This is a genomic window from Myxococcota bacterium (assembly GCA_035498015.1).
Taxonomy (GTDB): domain Bacteria; phylum Myxococcota_A; class UBA9160; order SZUA-336; family SZUA-336; genus VGRW01.
Genome location: DATKAO010000228.1, coordinates 1 through 18,514 on the forward strand (window position 1 = coordinate 1; position 18,514 = coordinate 18,514).

At 70.3% G+C, this 18,514-nt stretch carries 20 protein-coding genes; 8 read left to right on the top strand and 12 right to left on the bottom strand.

What is annotated here, in order from left to right; genetic code table 11:
• Together VMR86_20130 and VMR86_20135 are read left to right on the top strand one after the other, a co-directional pair.
• The coding region (locus tag VMR86_20130; GenBank protein ID HTO09372.1) for a DUF1015 domain-containing protein at positions 1–282 on the top strand (282 nt) is incomplete at its 5' end.
• Positions 279–1,625: a sigma-54 dependent transcriptional regulator gene (locus VMR86_20135; GenBank protein ID HTO09373.1), complete on the top strand. Its 1,347-nt coding sequence runs from the start codon at positions 279–281 to the stop codon at positions 1,623–1,625. The genes VMR86_20130 and VMR86_20135, both read left to right, overlap by 4 nt.
• Here VMR86_20135 and VMR86_20140 read toward each other — a convergent pair whose 3' ends face one another.
• Genes VMR86_20140 through kdpF form a run of 6 tightly spaced genes read right to left on the bottom strand, consistent with a single transcriptional unit; the run spans position 1,626 to position 9,080 of the window.
• Positions 1,626–3,449: an ATP-binding protein gene (locus tag VMR86_20140; GenBank protein HTO09374.1), complete on the bottom strand. Its 1,824-nt coding sequence runs from the start codon at positions 3,447–3,449 to the stop codon at positions 1,626–1,628.
• Positions 3,446–4,597, bottom strand: coding sequence for a universal stress protein (locus VMR86_20145; protein ID HTO09375.1), 1,152 nt, complete (start codon positions 4,595–4,597; stop codon positions 3,446–3,448). Before VMR86_20145 ends, VMR86_20140 begins: the two co-directional genes overlap by 4 nt.
• On the bottom strand, positions 4,594–5,199 hold the full coding sequence (gene kdpC, locus VMR86_20150; protein ID HTO09376.1) for a potassium-transporting ATPase subunit KdpC: 606 nt from the start codon (positions 5,197–5,199) through the stop codon (positions 4,594–4,596). Before kdpC ends, VMR86_20145 begins: the two co-directional genes overlap by 4 nt.
• 9 nt (positions 5,200–5,208) lie before the next feature.
• Positions 5,209–7,260 (bottom strand): potassium-transporting ATPase subunit KdpB, encoded by a 2,052-nt coding sequence (gene kdpB, locus VMR86_20155; GenBank protein HTO09377.1) that lies wholly within the window; start codon positions 7,258–7,260, stop codon positions 5,209–5,211.
• Entirely contained in the window at positions 7,260–8,981 is a 1,722-nt protein-coding gene (kdpA, locus tag VMR86_20160) for a potassium-transporting ATPase subunit KdpA (GenBank protein ID HTO09378.1), read from the bottom strand. The genes kdpB and kdpA overlap by 1 nt, the downstream gene beginning before the upstream one ends.
• Positions 8,982–8,990: 9 nt before the next feature.
• Positions 8,991–9,080 carry a K(+)-transporting ATPase subunit F gene (gene kdpF, locus VMR86_20165; protein HTO09379.1) on the bottom strand — a complete coding sequence of 30 codons (90 nt, stop codon included), beginning with the start codon at positions 9,078–9,080 and terminating at the stop codon, positions 8,991–8,993.
• 292 nt (positions 9,081–9,372) lie between these two features.
• Between kdpF and VMR86_20170 the strand changes: the two genes are divergently transcribed.
• On the top strand, positions 9,373–9,675 hold the full coding sequence (locus tag VMR86_20170) for a hypothetical protein (protein HTO09380.1): 303 nt from the start codon (positions 9,373–9,375) through the stop codon (positions 9,673–9,675).
• On the opposite strand, the gene VMR86_20175 is transcribed toward VMR86_20170, so the two are convergent.
• The 6 genes from VMR86_20175 to VMR86_20200 all read right to left on the bottom strand — a co-directional run bounded on the left by VMR86_20175 (position 9,676) and on the right by VMR86_20200 (position 14,049).
• A complete protein-coding gene (locus tag VMR86_20175; protein HTO09381.1) occupies positions 9,676–10,074 on the bottom strand; it encodes a hypothetical protein in 399 nt (132 codons plus the stop codon).
• 138 nt (positions 10,075–10,212) lie between these two features.
• Positions 10,213–11,178, bottom strand: a complete 966-nt coding sequence (locus tag VMR86_20180) for a ChaN family lipoprotein (GenBank protein ID HTO09382.1) — start codon at positions 11,176–11,178, stop codon at positions 10,213–10,215.
• Positions 11,179–11,189: 11 nt separating this feature from the next.
• Positions 11,190–12,080, bottom strand: coding sequence for an alpha/beta hydrolase (locus tag VMR86_20185; protein ID HTO09383.1), 891 nt, complete (start codon positions 12,078–12,080; stop codon positions 11,190–11,192).
• Positions 12,081–12,092: 12 nt separating this feature from the next.
• Entirely contained in the window at positions 12,093–12,878 is a 786-nt protein-coding gene (locus VMR86_20190) for a prohibitin family protein (GenBank protein ID HTO09384.1), read from the bottom strand.
• A 74-nt stretch (positions 12,879–12,952) separates the two neighbouring features.
• The gene (locus VMR86_20195) at positions 12,953–13,591 is read right to left on the bottom strand and encodes a hypothetical protein (GenBank protein HTO09385.1); all 639 of its coding nucleotides are present in this window, start codon (positions 13,589–13,591) and stop codon (positions 12,953–12,955) included.
• Positions 13,588–14,049 (bottom strand): gamma carbonic anhydrase family protein, encoded by a 462-nt coding sequence (locus tag VMR86_20200; GenBank protein ID HTO09386.1) that lies wholly within the window; start codon positions 14,047–14,049, stop codon positions 13,588–13,590. The genes VMR86_20195 and VMR86_20200 overlap by 4 nt, the downstream gene beginning before the upstream one ends.
• 165 nt (positions 14,050–14,214) lie before the next feature.
• Between VMR86_20200 and VMR86_20205 the strand changes: the two genes are divergently transcribed.
• From VMR86_20205 to VMR86_20225, 5 genes are all read left to right on the top strand, one after another.
• A complete protein-coding gene (locus tag VMR86_20205) occupies positions 14,215–14,694 on the top strand; it encodes an Rrf2 family transcriptional regulator (GenBank protein ID HTO09387.1) in 480 nt (159 codons plus the stop codon).
• On the top strand, positions 14,691–16,139 hold the full coding sequence (gene sufB, locus VMR86_20210; protein HTO09388.1) for a Fe-S cluster assembly protein SufB: 1,449 nt from the start codon (positions 14,691–14,693) through the stop codon (positions 16,137–16,139). Before VMR86_20205 ends, sufB begins: the two co-directional genes overlap by 4 nt.
• 11 nt (positions 16,140–16,150) lie before the next feature.
• On the top strand, positions 16,151–16,900 hold the full coding sequence (sufC, locus tag VMR86_20215; GenBank protein HTO09389.1) for a Fe-S cluster assembly ATPase SufC: 750 nt from the start codon (positions 16,151–16,153) through the stop codon (positions 16,898–16,900).
• On the top strand, positions 16,897–18,057 hold the full coding sequence (gene sufD, locus VMR86_20220) for a Fe-S cluster assembly protein SufD (protein HTO09390.1): 1,161 nt from the start codon (positions 16,897–16,899) through the stop codon (positions 18,055–18,057). Before sufC ends, sufD begins: the two co-directional genes overlap by 4 nt.
• A partial coding sequence (locus VMR86_20225) for an aminotransferase class V-fold PLP-dependent enzyme (protein ID HTO09391.1) occupies positions 18,054–18,514 on the top strand: 461 nt, incomplete at its 3' end. The genes sufD and VMR86_20225, both read left to right, overlap by 4 nt.

Here is an 18,514-nt window from a genome sequence, read left to right on the forward strand (position 1 = left end):
CCGCGCGACTCGCTCGCGCTGGCCGTGTTCCAGGCCGCGCTCGACCGCTGGCTGGCCGCGCATCCGGCCGCGCGCGTCGACTACATCCACGGCGACCAGACGCTGGAGCGGCTGGCCGGCGCGCCCGACCGGGTCGGCTTCCGCATGCCGGTGTTCCCGCGCGAGGCCGTGTTTCCGACGGTGGCGCGCGAGGGCGCGCTGCCGCGCAAGACCTTCTCGCTCGGAGACGCGGAGGAGAAGCGCTTCTATCTCGAGGCGCGGCGGATCCGCGCCGCGCCGTGACCGCCTCGCCCGCCAAGCTGCGCGTGCTGGTGATCGACGACGAGAAGAACATCCGCGCCACGCTCGCGCTGTGTCTCGAGGAAGCGGCCTGCGAGGTCGAGGCCGTGGCGACGGGCGCGGCGGCGCTGGTGGCGCTCGAGCGCTCGCGCTTCGACCTGGCCTTCCTCGACCTGCGGCTGGCCGAGGAGAGCGGCATCGACCTGATCCCGAAGCTGCTCGCGGTGAGTCCCGAGCTCTCGATCGTGGTGATCACCGCCTACGCCACCGTCGAGACGGCGGTGCTCGCGCTGCGGCGCGGCGCGCAGGACTACCTGCAGAAGCCGTTCACGCCGGCGCAGATCCGCCACGCCGTGGAGCGCATCGCCGAGCGGCGCGCGCTCTTGTCGCGCGTCGCGGACCTCGAGTCACGGCTGTCCGAAACGGGCGCCGACGCGCCGCTCGCGAGTCATTCGTCGCGCATGCGGGCGCTGGTCGACCTGGCGCACCGCGCCGCCCGCTCCGACGCGCCGGTGCTCTTGCGCGGCGAGAGCGGCACGGGCAAGAGCCTGCTCGCGCGCGAGATCCACGAGCACAGCGCGCGCGGGGCCGGTCCGTTCGTGGTGGTGGCGTGTCCTACGCTGACCGAGGAGCTCCTGGCGAGCGAGCTGTTCGGCCACGTGCGCGGGGCCTACACCGGCGCCGTTCAGGACCGGCCGGGCCGGGTCGAGGCGGCGGAGGGCGGCACGCTGTTTCTCGACGAGATCGGGGAGCTGCCGCCCGGACTGCAGGCGAAGCTGCTGCGTTTCGTGCAGGACCACGAGTTCGAGCGCGTGGGCGAGCCGCGCACGCGGCGCGCCGACGTGCGCGTGGTCGCGGCGACCAACCGCGACCTCGACACCGACGTGCGCGCGGGCCGCTTCCGCGAGGACCTGCTCTACCGGCTGAACGTGGTCGAGCTGACCGTGCCGCCGCTGCGCGAACGCGCCGAGGACGTGCTGCCGCTGGCGCGCGAGTTTCTCGCGCGCTTCGCGCACGCCGCGCGCCGACCGGCGCTCGAGCTCGCGCCGGAGACCGAGCGCGCGCTGGCGAGTCACTCCTGGCCCGGCAACGTGCGCGAGCTGCGCAACACGCTGGAGCGCGTGGCGATCCTGTGGCCCGCGCAGCGCGTCGAGCCCGAGGCGCTGCCGGAGTGGGCCGCGGCCCGCGCGCCTGCCGCGCCGCAGCTGGGCGGCGACTTCACGCTCGAAGCGGTCGAGCGCGAGCACATCGAGCGCGTGGTCGCGCGCACGCGCACCCAGGAAGAGGCGGCGCGCATCCTGGGCATCGACCCCTCGACCATCTGGAGACGGCGGAAGCGCAGCTAGTCAGGGAGCCGCTTCGCGCGGCAGCGTGAACCAGAAGAGCGCGCCGCCGCCGGGCTCGTCCTCGACCCCGATCTCGCCGCCGTGCGCGTGCACGATCTCGCGCGCGATGAACAAGCCCAGCCCCGCGCCGCCGTGATGCGGCGCGCCCGGCAGCTGGAAGTACTTCTCGAAGATCGCCTGGCGGTACTCGCGCGGCACGCCCGGGCCCCGGTCGGCGACCTCGAAGCGCACGTCTCGCTCCTCGGCGCGCGCACGCAGCACCACTTCGCCGGGCCGCGGGCTGTGCTCGATGGCGTTGCCGAGCAGGTTCGCGAACACGAGCGCGATCCGCTCGGGGTCGACGTAGAGGCTCCCCTGCCCCGGCAGCACCTCGCTGCGCAGCCCGACGCCCGCGAGCTCCGCCGCCGAGCGCTGCGCCTCGATCGCGCCCCGCGCGAGTGACTCGACGTCGACCTCGGCGCGGCGCAGCTCGAGCTTGCCCGCCTGGATGCGCGACAGGTCGAGCAGCTCGTCGACGATCGCCTGCAGCCGCTCGCAGTCCTCGCGGGCCGCGAACAGGAGGTCGGCCTGCTTGTCGCTGACCGGCCCGGCCGCGCGCTCGTTCAACAGATGGATCGCCATGCGCAGCGAGGTCAGCGGCGTGCGGAACTCGTGCGCCACCGTGGCCACCAGGTCGTTGCGCAGCTCGTCGAAGGACAACAGGCGAGTCACGTCCTGCAGCACGATCGAAGCTCCGATCACGTCGCCCTGCTCGGAGTAGACCGGCGTCGCCCGGGGCAGGAAGCGCCGCTCGCCCGCGGGAGTCACTGCGCGCACGGCCTCCTCCAGGCCCTTGGGCAGGTACGCGCCGTTGCCCGCGAACACGTGCGCGCGCAGGCGCTCGAGCACCGCCCGCAGCTCGGCGCCGGCCATCTCGAGTCCGGTGTCCGCGCGCAGCTCGAGCAAGGCCTCCGCCGCCGCGTTCAGGTGCAGGATCTCGCCGCTCGTGCCCAGCACCACCACTGGATCGGTGAGACTGTCGATCACCGCCTGCGACGAGCGATGGGCGGCGAGCAGCTGGCCGAGCGTGCTCTCGCGGTAGCGCTGCAGCCGCTCGGCCATGGTGTTGAACTCCGCCGCGACCTGGGCCAGCTCGTCGCGGCCGGTGACTCGCGCGCGCGCCTCGGGGTCGCCCTCGCCCAGGCGCCGCGCCGCCTGACTCAGCACGCCCAGCGGCCGCAGCAGCCGCGTGGTGAGCATGCCCGACGCGAGCACCCCGACCAGACAGCCGAGCGCCGAAGCCGCGAGCAGGAGCTCGTTCAGGAAGCGCGCCGAGCGCTCGGCGCGGTCGCTCTTGCGCACCATCGTGTCCTGGTTCAGCGCCAGCACCGCGGCCGTGGCCTGGCGCACGGCTGTCACCTTGGGCAGCACGTCGTCGAAGTAGGCCGCGCGCGCGTCGCTGGCGGCCAGCGACGCGAACCCGTCCAGTGACTCGCTCAGGCTCTGCCACTGCGCGCGCAGCCGCGCCGTGGCCTCGTCCTCGCCGGCCTCGGTGACGTTGCCCTCCTGGACCCGCAGCTCCACCTCGAAGGCGCGCCGCGCCTCCGACACCAGCTTGAGCCCGCGCGGCCGCTCGCCCGCCACGCTGAACAGCGCTCCGCTGTCGATGCGCGCCAGCTCCTCCGACATGCGCTGCGAGGCGAGCACGCTGCGGAAGTTGTCGGAGAGGATGGCCCGCGCGCCATCGCCGAGCTCGCGCGCGGTGAAGCTGCCCACCGCGCCCACGAAGATCAGCGCCGCGAGCAACGGCACCTGGGCCAGCACGAGCTTCGCGCGCAGACTCACGAGCGCGCCTCCCGCTCCTCGAAGGACACGATGTGCACGTCGAGCCCGCCGCCCTCGCGCACCAGGCGCATCGGCACCGAGCGGCCGAAGACCTGGCGCCACCACGGCTGGTGCGAGCGGCCGATCAGCACGTGACCCACGCCGTGCGAGCGCGCGAAGTCGACGATCGCGGTCACCGGGTCGGTGGCGCGCACGCGCACGAACTCGGCGCCGAGATCGCGCGCGCGCTCGATGTTCGCCAGCAGGTGCCGCTGCGCCTCGGCATCGATCCGCTCGGGTGACTCGTGCGGAGTCTCCACGTACACCACGAACCAGTCGGTGTTGAGCCGGCCCGCCATGCGCGAGCCCTTGCGCAGGAGCGTCGTGGCGTGCGGCGGGTATGACGACATGCACACCATGACCCGGCCCGAGCCGGTGGTGGTCTCGCGCTCCGCCTTGCTCCAGCGCTTGGCCTCTTCGGCGCGCTCGAGGCTCTCCGCCACCTCGCGCAGCGCCAGCTCGCGCAGCGCGGCCAAGTGGGGCCCCTGGAAGAAGTTCTCCAGCGCCCACGGCACCTTGTCCTCGGCGTAGATCTTCCCGGCGCGCAACCGCTCCATCAGGTCCTCGACCGCGAGGTCGAGATTCACCACCTGGTCGGCCTGCTTCAGGAACGCGTCGGGGATGGTCTCGCGCACGGTCACTCCGGTGACTCGCTCGACCACGTCGTTGAGACTCTCGAGGTGCTGGATGTTCACAGCGCCGATCACGTTGATGCCCGCCTCGAGCAGGTCGAGCACGTCCTGGTAGCGCTTGGAGCGCCGGCTGCCGGGAGCGTTGGTGTGCGCCAGCTCGTCCACGATCGCCACGGCCGGCCGGCGCGCGATCACCGCGTCGACGTCCATCTCCTCGACGCCCACGCCGCGGTACTCCACGCGCCGCCGCGGCACCTCCTCCAGGCCCGACAGCAGCGCCGCGGTGTCCGCGCGCCCGTGTGTCTCGACGAAGCCGATCACGACGTCCACGCCGCGTTTGCGCAACGCGTGGGCCTCCTCGAGCATGCGGTAGGTCTTCCCGACCCCCGCCGCGAAGCCCATGTAGAGCTTCAGCCGCCCGCGGCGCGCGCGCTGGACGAGCTCGAGAAAGTCCTCGGGCCGGCGCGGCGCGCTCACTTGCCTTCCGCCATGGCCTCCGGTCTACCGAATTGGCGGTCCAGGGCCAAGTTCAAAAGCAGGACGTTGACCCGCGGCTCCCCGAGCAGACCTAGATCGCGGCCCTCGACCTGCGATTCGAGCACGCCCGCGATGCGCGCGGCATCGACGTGACGCGCCTTCGCCACTCGCGGCACCTGCCAGACTGCGGCCTCGGGCGAGATGTGTGGATCGAGCCCGCTGCCAGAGGCGGTCAGTAGATCGCCGGGGATCGGGCCTGGGGCATCGGGGTTCTCGGTGCGGAGACGCGCCGCGTCGGCCTCCACGCGCTCCTTCAGCTTGGCCGCGGTCACCCCGTAGTTCGAGCCCGAGGAGGAGCTCGCGTCGTAGCCGTTGGTTCCCGCAGCGGAAGGCCGCGGCTGGAAGTAGGCGGGGTTCGCGAACGCCTGGCCGATCAGCTCGGAGCCGACTGGGTTTCCCTTCTCGTCAGTCACTACGCTGCCGTTCGCGCGATAGGGGAACAGGACCTGTGCCAGCCCGGTCATCGCCAGCGGATAGGCCAGGCCGGTCAGCACCAGGGTCACGATCGCGGTTCGCAGGGCAACGAAAGTCATCTGCATCATGGCGGTCACCTACACGAGGCCGATCGACTCGAGGACGAGGTCGATGGCTTTGATCCCGAGGAACGGCGCAATGACACCCCCCAAGCCGTACACAAGCAGTGACCCGCGGAGCAGCGCCGCCGCGCCGATTGGCCGATACCGGACACCCCGTAGCGACAGCGGGATGAGCGCGATGATGATGAGCGCATTGAAGATCACGGCCGAGAGCACCGCGCTGTAGGGCGACGCCAGGTGCATCACGTTGAGCGGCGCGATCTCGGGGAACACCCCGACGAACATCGCGGGCAGGATCGCGAAGTACTTCGCGACATCGTTCGCAATGGAGAACGTCGTGAGTGAGCCGCGGGTCATGAGGAGCTGCTTCCCGACCTCGACGATCTCGAGCAGCTTGGTGGGGTTGGAGTCGAGGTCCACCATGTTCCCCGCTTCCTTCGCCGCCTGCGTGCCGGTGTTCATGGCCACGCCGACATCGGCCTGCGCGAGAGCGGGCGCATCGTTGGTGCCGTCACCGGTCATCGCGACGAGCTTGCCCTTGGCCTGCTCGTCGCGGATGAGCTGGAGCTTCGCCTCCGGCGTCGCCTCCGCGAGAAAGTCGTCCACCCCGGCCTCGCGCGCGATCGCAGCGGCGGTGCGCGGGTTGTCGCCCGTGATCATCACGGTGCGGATGCCCATGGCGCGGAAGCGCGCGAAGCGCTCGCGGATCCCGCCCTTCACGATGTCCTTCAGGTGCACGATGCCGAGCACGCGCTTCCCGTCGCAGACCGCGAGCGGCGTAGCGCCCGCGTCGCCGATGCGCGCCGCGATCTCGTCGAGCTGCGCCGGCACGGCGCCGCCGAGCGATTTGACGAAGCTCTTCACGGCGTCGACCGCACCCTTGCGGATCGAGCGCCCCTGGAAGTCACAGCCGCTCATCCGCGTCTGAGCGCTGAAGCCGATGAAGTGCGCGCCAAGCTCCTGGACGTCACGGCCGCGCATGCCGTAGCGTTCTTTGGCCAGTACCACGATCGAGCGACCTTCCGGCGTCTCATCGGCCAGGCTCGAGAGCTGGGCCGCCTCGGCGAGTTCCGTGGCCTCGATCCCCGCCAGCGGCAGGAACTCGGTGGCCATGCGGTTGCCGAGAGTGATGGTTCCGGTCTTGTCGAGCAACAGAGTGTCGACGTCGCCGGCCGCTTCAATCGCCCGGCCGCTCATCGCAAGGACGTTTTTGCGAAGCAGGCGGTCCATGCCCGAGATGCCGATGGCCGACAGAAGGCCGCCGATCGTGGTGGGGATGAGGCAGACGAGCAGCGCCACGAGCGCTGTCGCCGAAAGGGTGACTCCCGAGTAGATGGCCAGCGGTGCCAGCGTCACACAGGCGAACAGGAAGATCAGCGTGAGGCCGACGAGCAGGATGTGCAGCGCGATCTCGTTCGGGGTCTTCTGGCGCGCCGCGCCTTCGACGAGCGCGATCATGCGGTCGAGGAACGACTCACCGGCGCCCGCAGTGACCCGCACGACGATGCGATCCGACAGCACCTTCGTGCCGCCGGTCACCGAGGACCGGTCGCCGCCGCTCTCACGGATCACCGGGGCAGACTCGCCGGTGATCGCCGACTCGTCGACCGAGGCGATGCCCTCGACGATCTCTCCGTCGGCGGGGATCATCTGCCCCCCCTCGACGATGACGACGTCGCCCTTCTTCAGGCTCGACGCCGGGACGTCCTGGGTCAGGTCGCCGTTCATGACCCGCTTCGCGGTCGTCTCGCGGCGCATGCGCCGCAGCGAGTTCGCCTGCGCCTTGCCGCGTCCCTCGGCGACGGCCTCCGCGAAGTTGGCGAACACGACCGTGAACCAGAGCCAGACGGTCACGTTCGCGGTGAACCAGATCGGAACTCCCGAGGAGCCGCCGAACAGGTCGCGCAGCAGCACCGCCGTGGTGAGGACGCTGCCGACCTCCACGACGAACATCACCGGATTCTTCGCGACGAGCCGCGGCGAGAGCTTGCTGAAGCTCGAGGCGAGGGCAGGCAAGAGCAGCTCGCGGTCGAAGATGGAGGGCGCTTTCGCGCGTGACGTGGTCATCAGTACACCTTTCCAGCGGAGGCGAGGAACTCCTCGACCACCGGACCGAGACAGAGCGCGGGGAAGAAGGTCAGTGCGCCCACGATCAGGACCACGCCCACGAGCAACCCCGTGAAGAGCGGCGTGTGGGTCGGGAAGGTCCCCAGGCCGGCGGGCACGATCTTCTTGCCCAGCATCGAGCCGCCGATCGCCAGCGCGGGCACGATCATGAGGAAGCGGCCCGAGAGCATGACGATGCCCATCGCGACGTTCCACCAGGGCGTGTTGGCGTTGAGGCCCGCGAACGCGGAGCCGTTGTTTCCTGCCGCGCTCGAGAACGCATAGAGCATCTCGCTGAGCCCATGGGGTCCCGAATTGTTGAGCGACGAAACCCCGTAGGGGGCGATCGCCGCCCAGGCGGCGAAGCCCAGGATGAGCAGCGGGAAGATCAGCACGTAGAGCATCGCGAGCTTCATCTCGCGCGCCTCGATCTTCTTCCCGAGATACTCGGGGGTCCTGCCAACCATGAGCCCGGCGATGAAGACCGACAGCACCACCATCACCAAGATCCCGTAGAGGCCGGCGCCGACGCCGCCGAATACGACCTCGCCGAGCTCGATGTTGACCAACGGCACCAAGCCGCCCAGCGGCGTGTAGCTGTCGTGCATGGAGTTGACCGAGCCGTTCGAGGCGTCGGTCGTGGCGACCGCCCACAAGGTCGAGCTCGCGACGCCGAAGCGCGTCTCCTTGCCCTCCATGTTGCCGATCGGCTGGGTCGCGCCCACCGAGGCCACGATCGGATTCGGGCGAGCTTCCGCCCAGTAGCACACTCCGATGCCCATGAAGAACATGATCGACATCGCCGCGAACAGCGCCCAGCCCTGCTTGGTGCTGCGCGCCATCAGCCCGTAGGTGTAGGTCTGCGCGGCCGGCAGCATGAGGATCGCGACACACTCGATGAAGTTGGTGATCGCGGTGGCGTTCTCGAACGGGTGCGCCGAGTTGACGTTGAAGAAGCCGCCGCCGTTGGTGCCGAGCTGCTTGATCGCGATCTGTCCCGCGGCGGGACCGAGCGCCAGTATCTGCTTCACGCCCTCGAGCGTGGTCACCTCGAGATAGGGCGACAGGTTCTGGATCACGCCGCCTGCAGCCAATGCGAGCCCCGTGATCACGGCCAGCGGGAGCAGCACGTACAGCGTCGTCCGCACGAGATCCACCCAGAAGTTTCCGAGCGTCTTCGGACCGTCCGCGGGGACGCGCCGGGTCAGGCCGCGCGCGAGGGCGAGCGCGACGCCGAGCCCGGAGCCCACCGACACGAAGTTGTGCCAGGTAAGTCCGGCCATCTGCGTCAGGTAGCTCATCGTGCTCTCGCCGCCGTACGACTGCCAGTTGGTGTTGGTGGTGAAGCTGACGGCCGTGTTGAACGAGAGCTCCGGGCCCACCGCGGCCAGGCCCTGCGGGTTCAGCGGCAGCACCGCCTGCAGACGCTGGATGGCGTAGGTGATGAGGACGCCGAACACGCTGAAGAGCAGGAGCGCGATGGTGTATTCAACCCAGGTCTGCTCCTCGCGCTCGTTCACGCCGCACAGGCGGTAGAGCACCCGTTCGACCGGGCCGAAGAAGCGCTCCAGCGGGCGGCGCTCGCCTTCGAAGACCCGGTACATGTAGATGCCGAGCGGCTTCGTCAGCGCGAAGATCACCGCCGCGAACACGAGAATCTGGATCCAACCGATCATAGTCATCGAAACTTCCTACAGCTTCTCGGGGCGGAGCATCACGTAGACGAGATATACGGTGAGTGCCACCGAGAGAATTCCGCCGAGCCAGTAGTCGAGCCCCATCGCCCCGTCCTCAGATCCGGTCACAGGCGCGCACGTACGCGATCGAGATCGCGAAGAACGCGACGGTCACCAGGCAATAGATGAAGTCAGCCATCAAGACCTCCGTGGGCCTTAGAGCATCCGCCGTGCCAGGATGCCGGACCGGCCCGCGGCGCCTCCGGGGCTCTCACGCCCACTGCTCCTGCAGATCGCGGTGCCGACTCGCAGCGTGCTTGCGCGCTGCCCGAACGCGCTTCGAGAAGCCTCCTGCTGCGCGCTCGGGGCTGGCACGCTCCCTGCTGAAGCGCCACGCATGGCCGACTCGGTGCGTCCTCCTCTGGCTCGACGACCCGCTTGGCTCGCGGCACTGGCATTGGTGCTCGCCGCGGGGGCCATGGTCCTGTGGCAGCTCGCCTCGCGACGTGAGGCACCGGATGCCCACCGCGCGGGCATGTACCAGAAGACGCTCGCGTCCGTGCGTGAGTCGTGCGTGCCGCCCAAGCCGAACGTCGAGAGCTACTGCCGCGACCAGGCCGCGTTCCTGCTCACGTTCCCCGAGTGCGACGCCGACTGTGTGGCGCTCGCACGCTCGATCCGGCACGAGCCCGGGCGTTAGCTAGGACTTACTCGAGATCGCTCGCGCAAGCCGGGTAAAGACCCCGCTCAGCCCTCTCTCCAGCGCGTTCTCGCCGCGCCGGCCCGAGGGCAGGTGAAGCGCGTCGTCGACGGAGGAGCTCGCAATCACCGTCTCGACGCCGAGTTCAAGCTCGAGCGAGCGCGCCAAGGCGTCGCGAACGGCTTCCGCGTCCCGGTCCGCGACCAGAATCTCGAGCCGGGTCCTGATCTGCCACGGCTGCTGGTAAGTCGTTCCCCGATACTGGACGGTGTGGACCGTCGACGGATCGGAGTAATAGACGTCGCTCGCCGTCATGCGACAGCGCGCGCGGACTCTGAGCACCGCCTGCATGACCGAATCGCGGTGATCCTTCGGGAAGGTCGTCTCGAGCCTTTGCATCGCTTCGTCCTCCGGCCGAAAGCGCATGCGAAGTGGATGCCAGCGAGATTGTTGCCGAGCAGAGTCATACGCGGTGCATGTTCGGGCAAAATGCAAGTAGACACGTTGCGCGCGACAAGCCCAGACGCGGGTGAGGGGTCAGAAGGGCGAGGTGCCCCCGCCCGGGTGCATCTTCTCGAGCTCCTTCTTGAAGCGCTCGCAGGGGTCGAGGTCGTCGACGCGCGGCGTGAACCAGAGGAAGTCGTAGGGGCGCTCGAGATCGGCCTGGTCGGCGCTGGCGCGCTCGCTCACCTCGACGAACGCGACCGCGAGCACGCGGCGCTGGGGCGCGCGGCGCGCCACGTAGAGCGGCACGGCGCGGTCCTTGCGCGCGTGACCCGCGCCCGCGATCAGCACGGCCGGCACGCCCGCGCGCAGGAGCGCGTCGGCTAGCGCCGCGTCGCGCACGCGCTGGATGTCGATCATGGCGTCGATCGCGTGCGGGTCGGCCATGCCGCAGTGGCCCTCGCGGATGTCGTCGGCGAGTGAGTCGCGCTCGGCCTGGGGGAGCGGCGGGTCGAGCGCGAGCCGCTCGCGCTCGGCGGGCGGCAGGCCCGCGAGACCCTTGCCGCGCAGCGCGGCGAGCTGCGCGCGCGACAGGTTGGCGGGCTCGATGCGCAGCGAGCGCGAGATCGCCGCCAGGAACACCGGCCGGTACAGCGGCCAGGGCGGCCAGCCGCTGTGCGCCCAGTCGAGCATGTCGCCCAGGGCCTCGACGTCCTCGGGGTGCGTGGCGCGCCAGGCGTCGAGCTTGGGCCGGTCGTCCTCCGAGAGCATCTCGAACGCGACCGACGGCGGCACGCCCTCCCGCGCGAGATACTGGATCACGGTGCCCTGCAGGCGGTGGTGGTCGGGGTTGTCGTGCTTCTCGCCCAGGATCACGAAGTCCGCGGTCCTGGCCCGGTAGAACAGCACCTCGCGCTCGACGAACGCGTGCGCGGCCGTGTCGTAGATCTTGCCCACGCGCGGGTCGTCGAGGCCGAGCCGCGACTGCCAGTTGCCCGACTCACCCGAGGGCACCGCGCAGGCCAGGGCCAGCACGCCGAGCACGAGCCTCGCCCGCACGAGTGACCCGCTCAGGCGAGGCGCTTGCGCAGGTGCTGGCCGATGCGCTCGATGCCCTCGCGGCCTTCGGGCAGGAGCGCCGCGAAGGCGTGCCACACGTGGATCATGTCGGGCCAGACCTCGAGCTCCACGTCGACCCCGGCCTTGCGCGCGCGCTCGGCGAGCCGAGTCGAGTCGTCGAGCAGCGTCTCGGAGCTGCCCACCTGGATCAAGAGCGGCGGCAGTCCGCGCAGCTCGGCGAACAGCGGCGAGGCGAGCGGCGTCTTCGCGTCGGCGTTGCCCAGGTAGTGCTTCGCCAGCGCGAGCAGCGGCGCGCGCTGCACCATGGGATCGACCTCGGCCTTGGTGGTCATGCTCTCACTCGTGCCGGTCAGGTCCACCCAGGGCGAGATGCACACGCCGGTCGCGGGCAGCGGCAGCTTCGCGTCGCGCAACGCGAGCAGCGTCGCGACCGTGAGCCCGCCGCCGGCCGAGTCACCCGCGATCGCGAGCTTGCCCGGGGCGTAGCCGCAGTCGAGCAGGAAGCGATAGGCGGCCACGGCATCGTCGACCGCGGCCGGGAATCGGTGCTCGGGACCGAGCCGGTAGTCGATCACCAGACAGCGCGCGCCCGAGGCCACCGAGATGCGCGCCGCGAGCTCGCGGTGCGTGTCGATCGAGCCCAGCACGTAGCCGCCGCCGTGGAGATACAGCACGGCGCGATCGGCGGCCGCGCCCGGCGCGCTCAGCCACTCCGCCGGTACGCCGTTGGCGCTGCGCGGCTCGCGGATCAGGCCGTCCGGCAGCTGCGCGCTGCCCACCATGGAGGCCATGCCCGCGCGCATCTCCTCGACCGACACGTCGGGCAGGATCGGCCGGGCGCGCAGCATCTGAACCAGGATCCCGAGCTCGTTGCTCGCCATGACTCACTCCTCCTACGGTCCCTTGCCCAGCGGCAGCAGGATGTTCGCACCCTGCCCGCCGCCCACCACCTGCGGCGCGACGCCGTTCCACTTCTCGACCATCTTCAGCTCGACGAGCTTCGGCGCCTTCTCGAGCGCCTCGCCCTGAATGCGGATCGATTCCGCGTCGGCCTTCGCCTTGATGATCAGAGTCTCGGCGTCGGTCTTCGCCTGCTGCATCTTGAAGATCGCCTTCTCGGCCTCCTGCTGCTGCACCATCTTGGCCTCGATGGCCTGCTCGAGCTCGCGCGAGAGCTTCACGTCCTCGATCACGAGATCCTCGACCACGAGCAAGGGGCCGATCTTCGTGCGCGACGACTCGAGCGCGGCGACCTTGATCTGCTCGCGCGTCTTCACGATGTCCGCGGCGCTCTTCATCGCGGTGACTTCCTTCACCGCCTCCTGCACGCGCGGCAGGATCAGCTTCTCGAAGGGCGTACCGGCGTAGTCGCGCAGCACGGAGATGATCGACGCCTCCGGAATGCGGTAGAGCACCTTCAGCTGGATGTTGATCTGCTGCAGATCCGACGAGAAGCACTCCGCCGACACCTCGCGTGTGTCCTGCTGGACGTTCACGCGCTGGATCTCGGTGATGAAGGGCGCCTTCAGGCCGGGGCCGGGCGACAGGAATTGCTCGGACATCTTGCCCAGGGTCACCTTCACCCCGCGCTCGCCCGGATCGATCACGTAGTAACAGCCGAGCGTGCCGAACAGGAGCAGGAGCGCGAGCGCTCCGAGCACGCCATAGCGCAGGTTCACGGCACTCCCTCCAAGCGGCGAGTGTACTCCGAGCGCAGGGCGCCCGTGGAGCGCGTGGGCACCCTACCCACGCGCTAGCCGCCGTGCACGTCCACTCCGGCGAGCGCCAGGCCCAGCCAGACCACGCCCAGCGCCGCGGTCAGGCCCGAGGCGATGCGGAACACGTGGCGGTACGCGGCGCCGCGCTCGTCGCGCGGGGCGAGCACGCCCAAGAGCCACGCGATGCCGCTCATGGAGATCACCGTGCCGGCCGCGAACCCGGCGAGATAGGCGGCTGACTCGCCGGCGGTGCGCATGCCCACCGCGGGCAGCACCGCGAGCGTGGCCCCGGTTCCGACCAGGCCGTGCAGGGTGCCGATCGAGAGCGCCGCCGTGGCGTGCACGTGGCGGTGGAGCTCGGACTCGGCTGCGAACGCGTGCGCCGCGGAGCGCGAATGCACGAGCCCCCAGACACCGACCGCGACCAGCACGGCCCCGACGAGATAGTCGCCCGCAGCCGAGAGCGCGCGCAGGTCGAGCCGGTCCGCGGCCAGCACGGCGAGCAGCGCCACGGCCACGATGCCCGCGGCGTGTCCCGCGCCCCAGCGCAGACCCACGGCCCAGGCGCGGCGCTGCGCCTCGACCGAGAACGGCGCGAGTGCCGCTACGTGGTCCGGCCCGGTGACCACGTGACTCACGCCCGCAGCGAGCCCGAGCAACAGGATCGAGATCACGGCCCGCCGCGGCCGTACGCCGCCAGATACTCGGCGGCCAGCTCGACGTAGTGGCGGTTGCGCTCGGCGTTGGCCTCGAGCTCGTCGTCGCGCAGCCGGCGCACGAGCCGCGCCGGCCGGCCGAGCCACAGCTCGCGCGCGCCGATGCGCTTGTCGGACGGCAAGAGCGAGCCCGCGCCGAGCATGCCCTCGGACTCGATGCGCGCCCCGTCCAGGATCACCGAGCCCATGCCCACGAACGAGCGGTCCTCGAGCGTGCAGGCGTGCACGATGCAGCCGTGGCCGACCGTCACTTCTACACCGATCAGTGTCGCCAGCCCGGCGCGCGACACGTGGATGATCGAGCCGTCCTGGAAGTTCGTGCGCGCCCCGAGGCGCACGTGGCACACGTCGCCGCGCAGCACGCAGCCGAACCACACGCTGGCCTGCGCCCCGACCTCGACATCCCCCACCAGCACCGCCCCGGGCGCCAGGAAGGCGTCGGGCGCAATGCGCGGCCGGAGATCTCTGTATGGGAGCAGACGCGCGTCCAAAGTGGGCGGATTCTACCGCCCCTACGCAGGTTTAGAGGGCCGGCCCGCGCCGGGCGGACGAATCTTGACTTCGCCGTACAGTATCCTACCGTGCGCTCGGCCATGCAGCTCCTGGCGCAAGAGGAATACGGTCTGCGCTGCCTTCTGCAGGTGGCGCGGCACGCGGGCCCCGACCCGCTCACGATCCCCGAGATCGCGGCGAGCGAGGGGCTGTCCCCCGACTACGCCGCCAAGCTGATGCGCGCGCTGCGCCAGGCGGAGCTCGTGGTCTCCACGCGCGGCGCGAGCGGCGGCTACCGCCTGTCGCGGCCCGCCCACGAGATCACCGCCTGGGAGGTCGTGCAGGTGCTCGGCGGGTCGCTCTTCCCGCGCGAGTTCTGCGACTCACACCCCGGCCAGAGACACGACTGCGTGCACACCACCGGCTGCTCGATCCGCGGCCTGTGGAGCGCGGTCGAGGGCGCCGTGCGCGGCGTGCTCGAGCGAGTCACGATCGCCGACCTGGCGCGCGTCGAGCCGCGCGCCTTGATCACGCGCATCGACACCGCCCCGCTGGAGAGTGGCTCGTGAGCGCCCCCAACGAGATCACGGCGCTCACCGAGCGCGAGTATCAGGCCGGCTTCACGACCGCGGTCGAGTCCGACACCGTTCCACCCGGGCTCGACGAGAGCGTGATCGCGCTGATCTCTTCCAAGAAGGGCGAGCCCGAGTGGCTGCTCGAGTGGCGGCGGAAGGCCTTCCGGCGCTGGCGTGAGATGCGCGAGGAGGACGCGCGCTGGGCGAAGGTCAGCTTCCCCGCGATCGACTACCAGGCGATCAGCTACTACTCGGCGCCCAAGCAGGCCAAGAAGCTGGCCAGCATGGACGAGGTCGACCCGGAAATCCGCAAGACCTTCGAGAAGCTCGGCATCCCGCTGTCGGAGCAGAAGCTGCTCGCGGGCGTGGCCGTCGACGCGGTGTTCGATTCGGTCTCGGTGGCCACCACCTTCAAGGCCAAGCTCGGCGAGCTCGGCATCGTGTTCTGCTCGTTCTCCGACGCGGTGCAGAGTCACCCCGACCTGGTGCAGAAGTATCTCGGCTCGGTGGTGCCCTACTCCGACAACTTCTTCGCCACGCTCAACTCCGCCGTGTTCACCGACGGCTCGTTCGTCTACGTGCCCAAGGGCGTGCGCTGCCCGATGGAGCTGTCGACCTACTTCCGCATCAACGAGGCGAAGACGGGTCAGTTCGAGCGTACGCTGATCGTGGCCGACGAGGGCGCCTACGTGTCGTATCTCGAGGGCTGCACCGCGCCCATGCGCGACGAGAACCAGCTGCACGCGGCGGTGGTGGAGCTCGTGGCGCTCGACGACGCCACGATCAAGTACTCCACCGTCCAGAACTGGTACCCGGGCGACAAGGAGGGCCGCGGCGGCATCTACAACTTCGTGACCAAGCGCGGCGCGTGCCGCGGAGCGCGCTCGAAGATCTCCTGGACCCAGGTCGAGACCGGCTCGGCCATCACCTGGAAGTACCCGAGCTGCATCCTGCAGGGCAACGACTCGGTCGGTGAGTTCTACTCGGTCGCGGTCACGAATCACTTCCAGCAGGCCGACACCGGCACGAAGATGATCCACATCGGCCGCAACACCAGGAGCACGATCGTCTCGAAGGGCATCGCCGCCGGCCGCGGCCAGCAGACCTACCGCGGCCTGGTCGAGATCCACCAGAAGGCGTCGGGCGCGCGCAATCACTCGCAGTGCGACTCGCTCCTGATCGGCGACCGCTGCGGCGCGCACACGTTCCCGTACCTCGAGGCGAAGAACGCATCGGCGCAGATCGAGCACGAGGCCACGACTTCGAAGATCTCCGACGACCAGCTGTTCTATTGCCGCCAGCGCGGGCTCTCGAACGAAGACGCGGTGAACCTGATCGTGAACGGCTTCTGCAAGGAGGTGTTCCGCGAGCTGCCGATGGAGTTCGCGGTCGAAGCGCAGAAGCTCCTGGGAGTCACTCTGGAAGGGGCGGTCGGCTGATGGGCGACGCGTTGCTCGAGATCGAAGACCTGCACGTCCGCGTCGACGAGAAGCCGATCCTGAAGGGCGTCGACCTGGTGCTGCGCGCCGGCGAAGTGCACGCGGTCATGGGCCCCAACGGCTCGGGCAAGAGCACGCTCGCCAACGTGCTCGCCGGGCGCGAGGGCTACGAAGTGACTCGCGGCGCCGTGCGCTTCCAGGGCAAGGACCTGCTCGCGCTCGCGCCCGAGGAGCGCGCGCGCGCCGGCGTGTTCCTGGCGTTCCAGTATCCGGTCGAGATCCCGGGCGTGGGCAACTCCTACTTCATGAAGGCCACGCTGAACGCGCAGCGCGCCGCGCGCGGCCTGCCGCCGCTCGACGCGATCGACTTCCTCACGCTGGTCAAGCAGAAGGCCAAGGCGCTCGAGATGGACGAGGCCTTCCTCGGCCGCTCGGTGAACGAGGGCTTCTCGGGCGGCGAGAAGAAACGCAACGAGATCCTGCAGATGTCGCTGCTCGAGCCCACGCTCGCGGTGCTCGACGAAACCGACTCCGGGCTCGACATCGACGCGCTGCGCATCGTGGCGGACGGCGTGAACCGGCTGCGCTCGCCCGAGCGCGCGGTGCTGGCGATCACTCACTACCAGCGCCTGCTCGAGTATCTCGTGCCGGACCGCACGCACGTGCTGATCGGCGGCCGGATCGCGAAGTCGGGCGACCGAGGGCTGGCGCTCGAGCTCGAGAAGCGCGGCTACGCCTGGGTCGAGGCGGAAGCGCGGTGAGGGGCGTCCCCGCCGAGCGCGCGTTCGAGCGGCTGGTGCGGGACCCGCGCGCCTGGGACGCGTTCGCCGAGCGCGGGCTGCCCACGACGCGCGACGAGGACTGGCGCTTCACGTCGCTGGCTGCCTTGGAAGCCGTGGCATTCGAGGGCGCCGAGACCAGCGAGATCCCGAGCGCCGAGCTCGCGCACGCGCGGGAGCGCGTGGGCGACGCGCGGCTCACGGCCGGAGAGCTCGTCGACTCGCTCGGCGAGGTCCTCGATCTCAAGACGGCGCCGTTCGCGCTGCTGAACGCCGCGCTCGCCGCGGGCGGTGAGTCGATCGACGTGTCGTCGAGCTGCGAGAACGCCCTGCCCTTCCACCTGCTGCGCTGGCTCGGCGCCGGCGCGCGGGTCGCGAGCCCGCGGGCGCGCATCGTGGTGCGGGCGGGCGCGAGCGCGACCGTGATCGAGCACTTCGTCGGCGCGCCCGGCTCGAAGTCAGTCTCGAACTCCGCGACCGAGCTCGTGCTCGAGCCCGGCGCACGTCTGCGCTACGTGCAGCTCCAGGAGCTGCCCGAGTCGGCGTTCCACGTCGCTTCGCTCGCGAGCCGGCAGGCCGCGGGCAGCCGGCTCGAGCTCACGTCGCTCGCGCTCGGCGCGCGCCTGTCCCGCAGCCAGATCCACTGCCTGCTGGCCGGCGAAGGCGCGGAGCTCGCGCTCGACGGGCTGTATCTCGGCCGCGGCGCGCAGCACCAGGACCACCACACCACGATCGACCACGCCATGCCGCGCACCAGCAGCCGCGAGCTGTTCAAGGGCATCCTCGACGGTCGCGCGCACGGCGTGTTCCACGGCCGCGTGCACGTGCGCCCTCACGCGCAGAAGATCGACGCGGCGCAGACCAACCGCGCGCTCCTCCTGTCCGACGGCGCGGTCGTCGACTCGAAACCCCAGCTCGAGATCTACGCCGACGACGTGAAGTGCAGTCACGGCGCGAGCGTCGGTCAGCTCGATCCGGATCAGCTGTTCTACCTGCGCGCGCGCGGCCTCGACGCCGCCAGCGCACGCGCGCTGCTCACCTGGGCGTTCGCGAGCGAGGTGCTCGAGCGACTCCCGCTGCCGGCGCTGCGCGACTCGCTCGAAGCCACGCTGCTGGCGTGGCTCGGAGGCGCGCCGTGAAGCTCGACGCCGAGAAGATCGCCCGCGACTTCCCGATCCTCGAGCGCCGCGTGCACGGCAAGCCGCTCGTGTATCTCGACAGCGCCGCCTCGAGCCAGAAGCCGCTCGCGGTGATCGACGCGGTCTCGAACTACTACCGCACGACTCACTCGAACGTGCACCGCGGCGTGCACACGCTGTCCGAGGAGGCCACGGCCGCTTACGAAGCCGCGCGCGAGTCGGTGCGCGGGTTCCTGGGCGCGGCCTCTGCGCGCGAGCTGATCTTCGTGCGCGGTACGACCGAGGGCATCAACCTCGTGTCCCAGGCCTGGGCGCGCCCGCGGCTGCGGCCCGGCGACGAGGTGCTGATCACCGAGCTCGAGCACCACTCGAACCTGGTGCCCTGGCAGATGGTGTGCGGCCAGACGGGCGCGTCGCTGGTCGTGGCCCCGATCGACGACCGTGGCGACGTGATCGT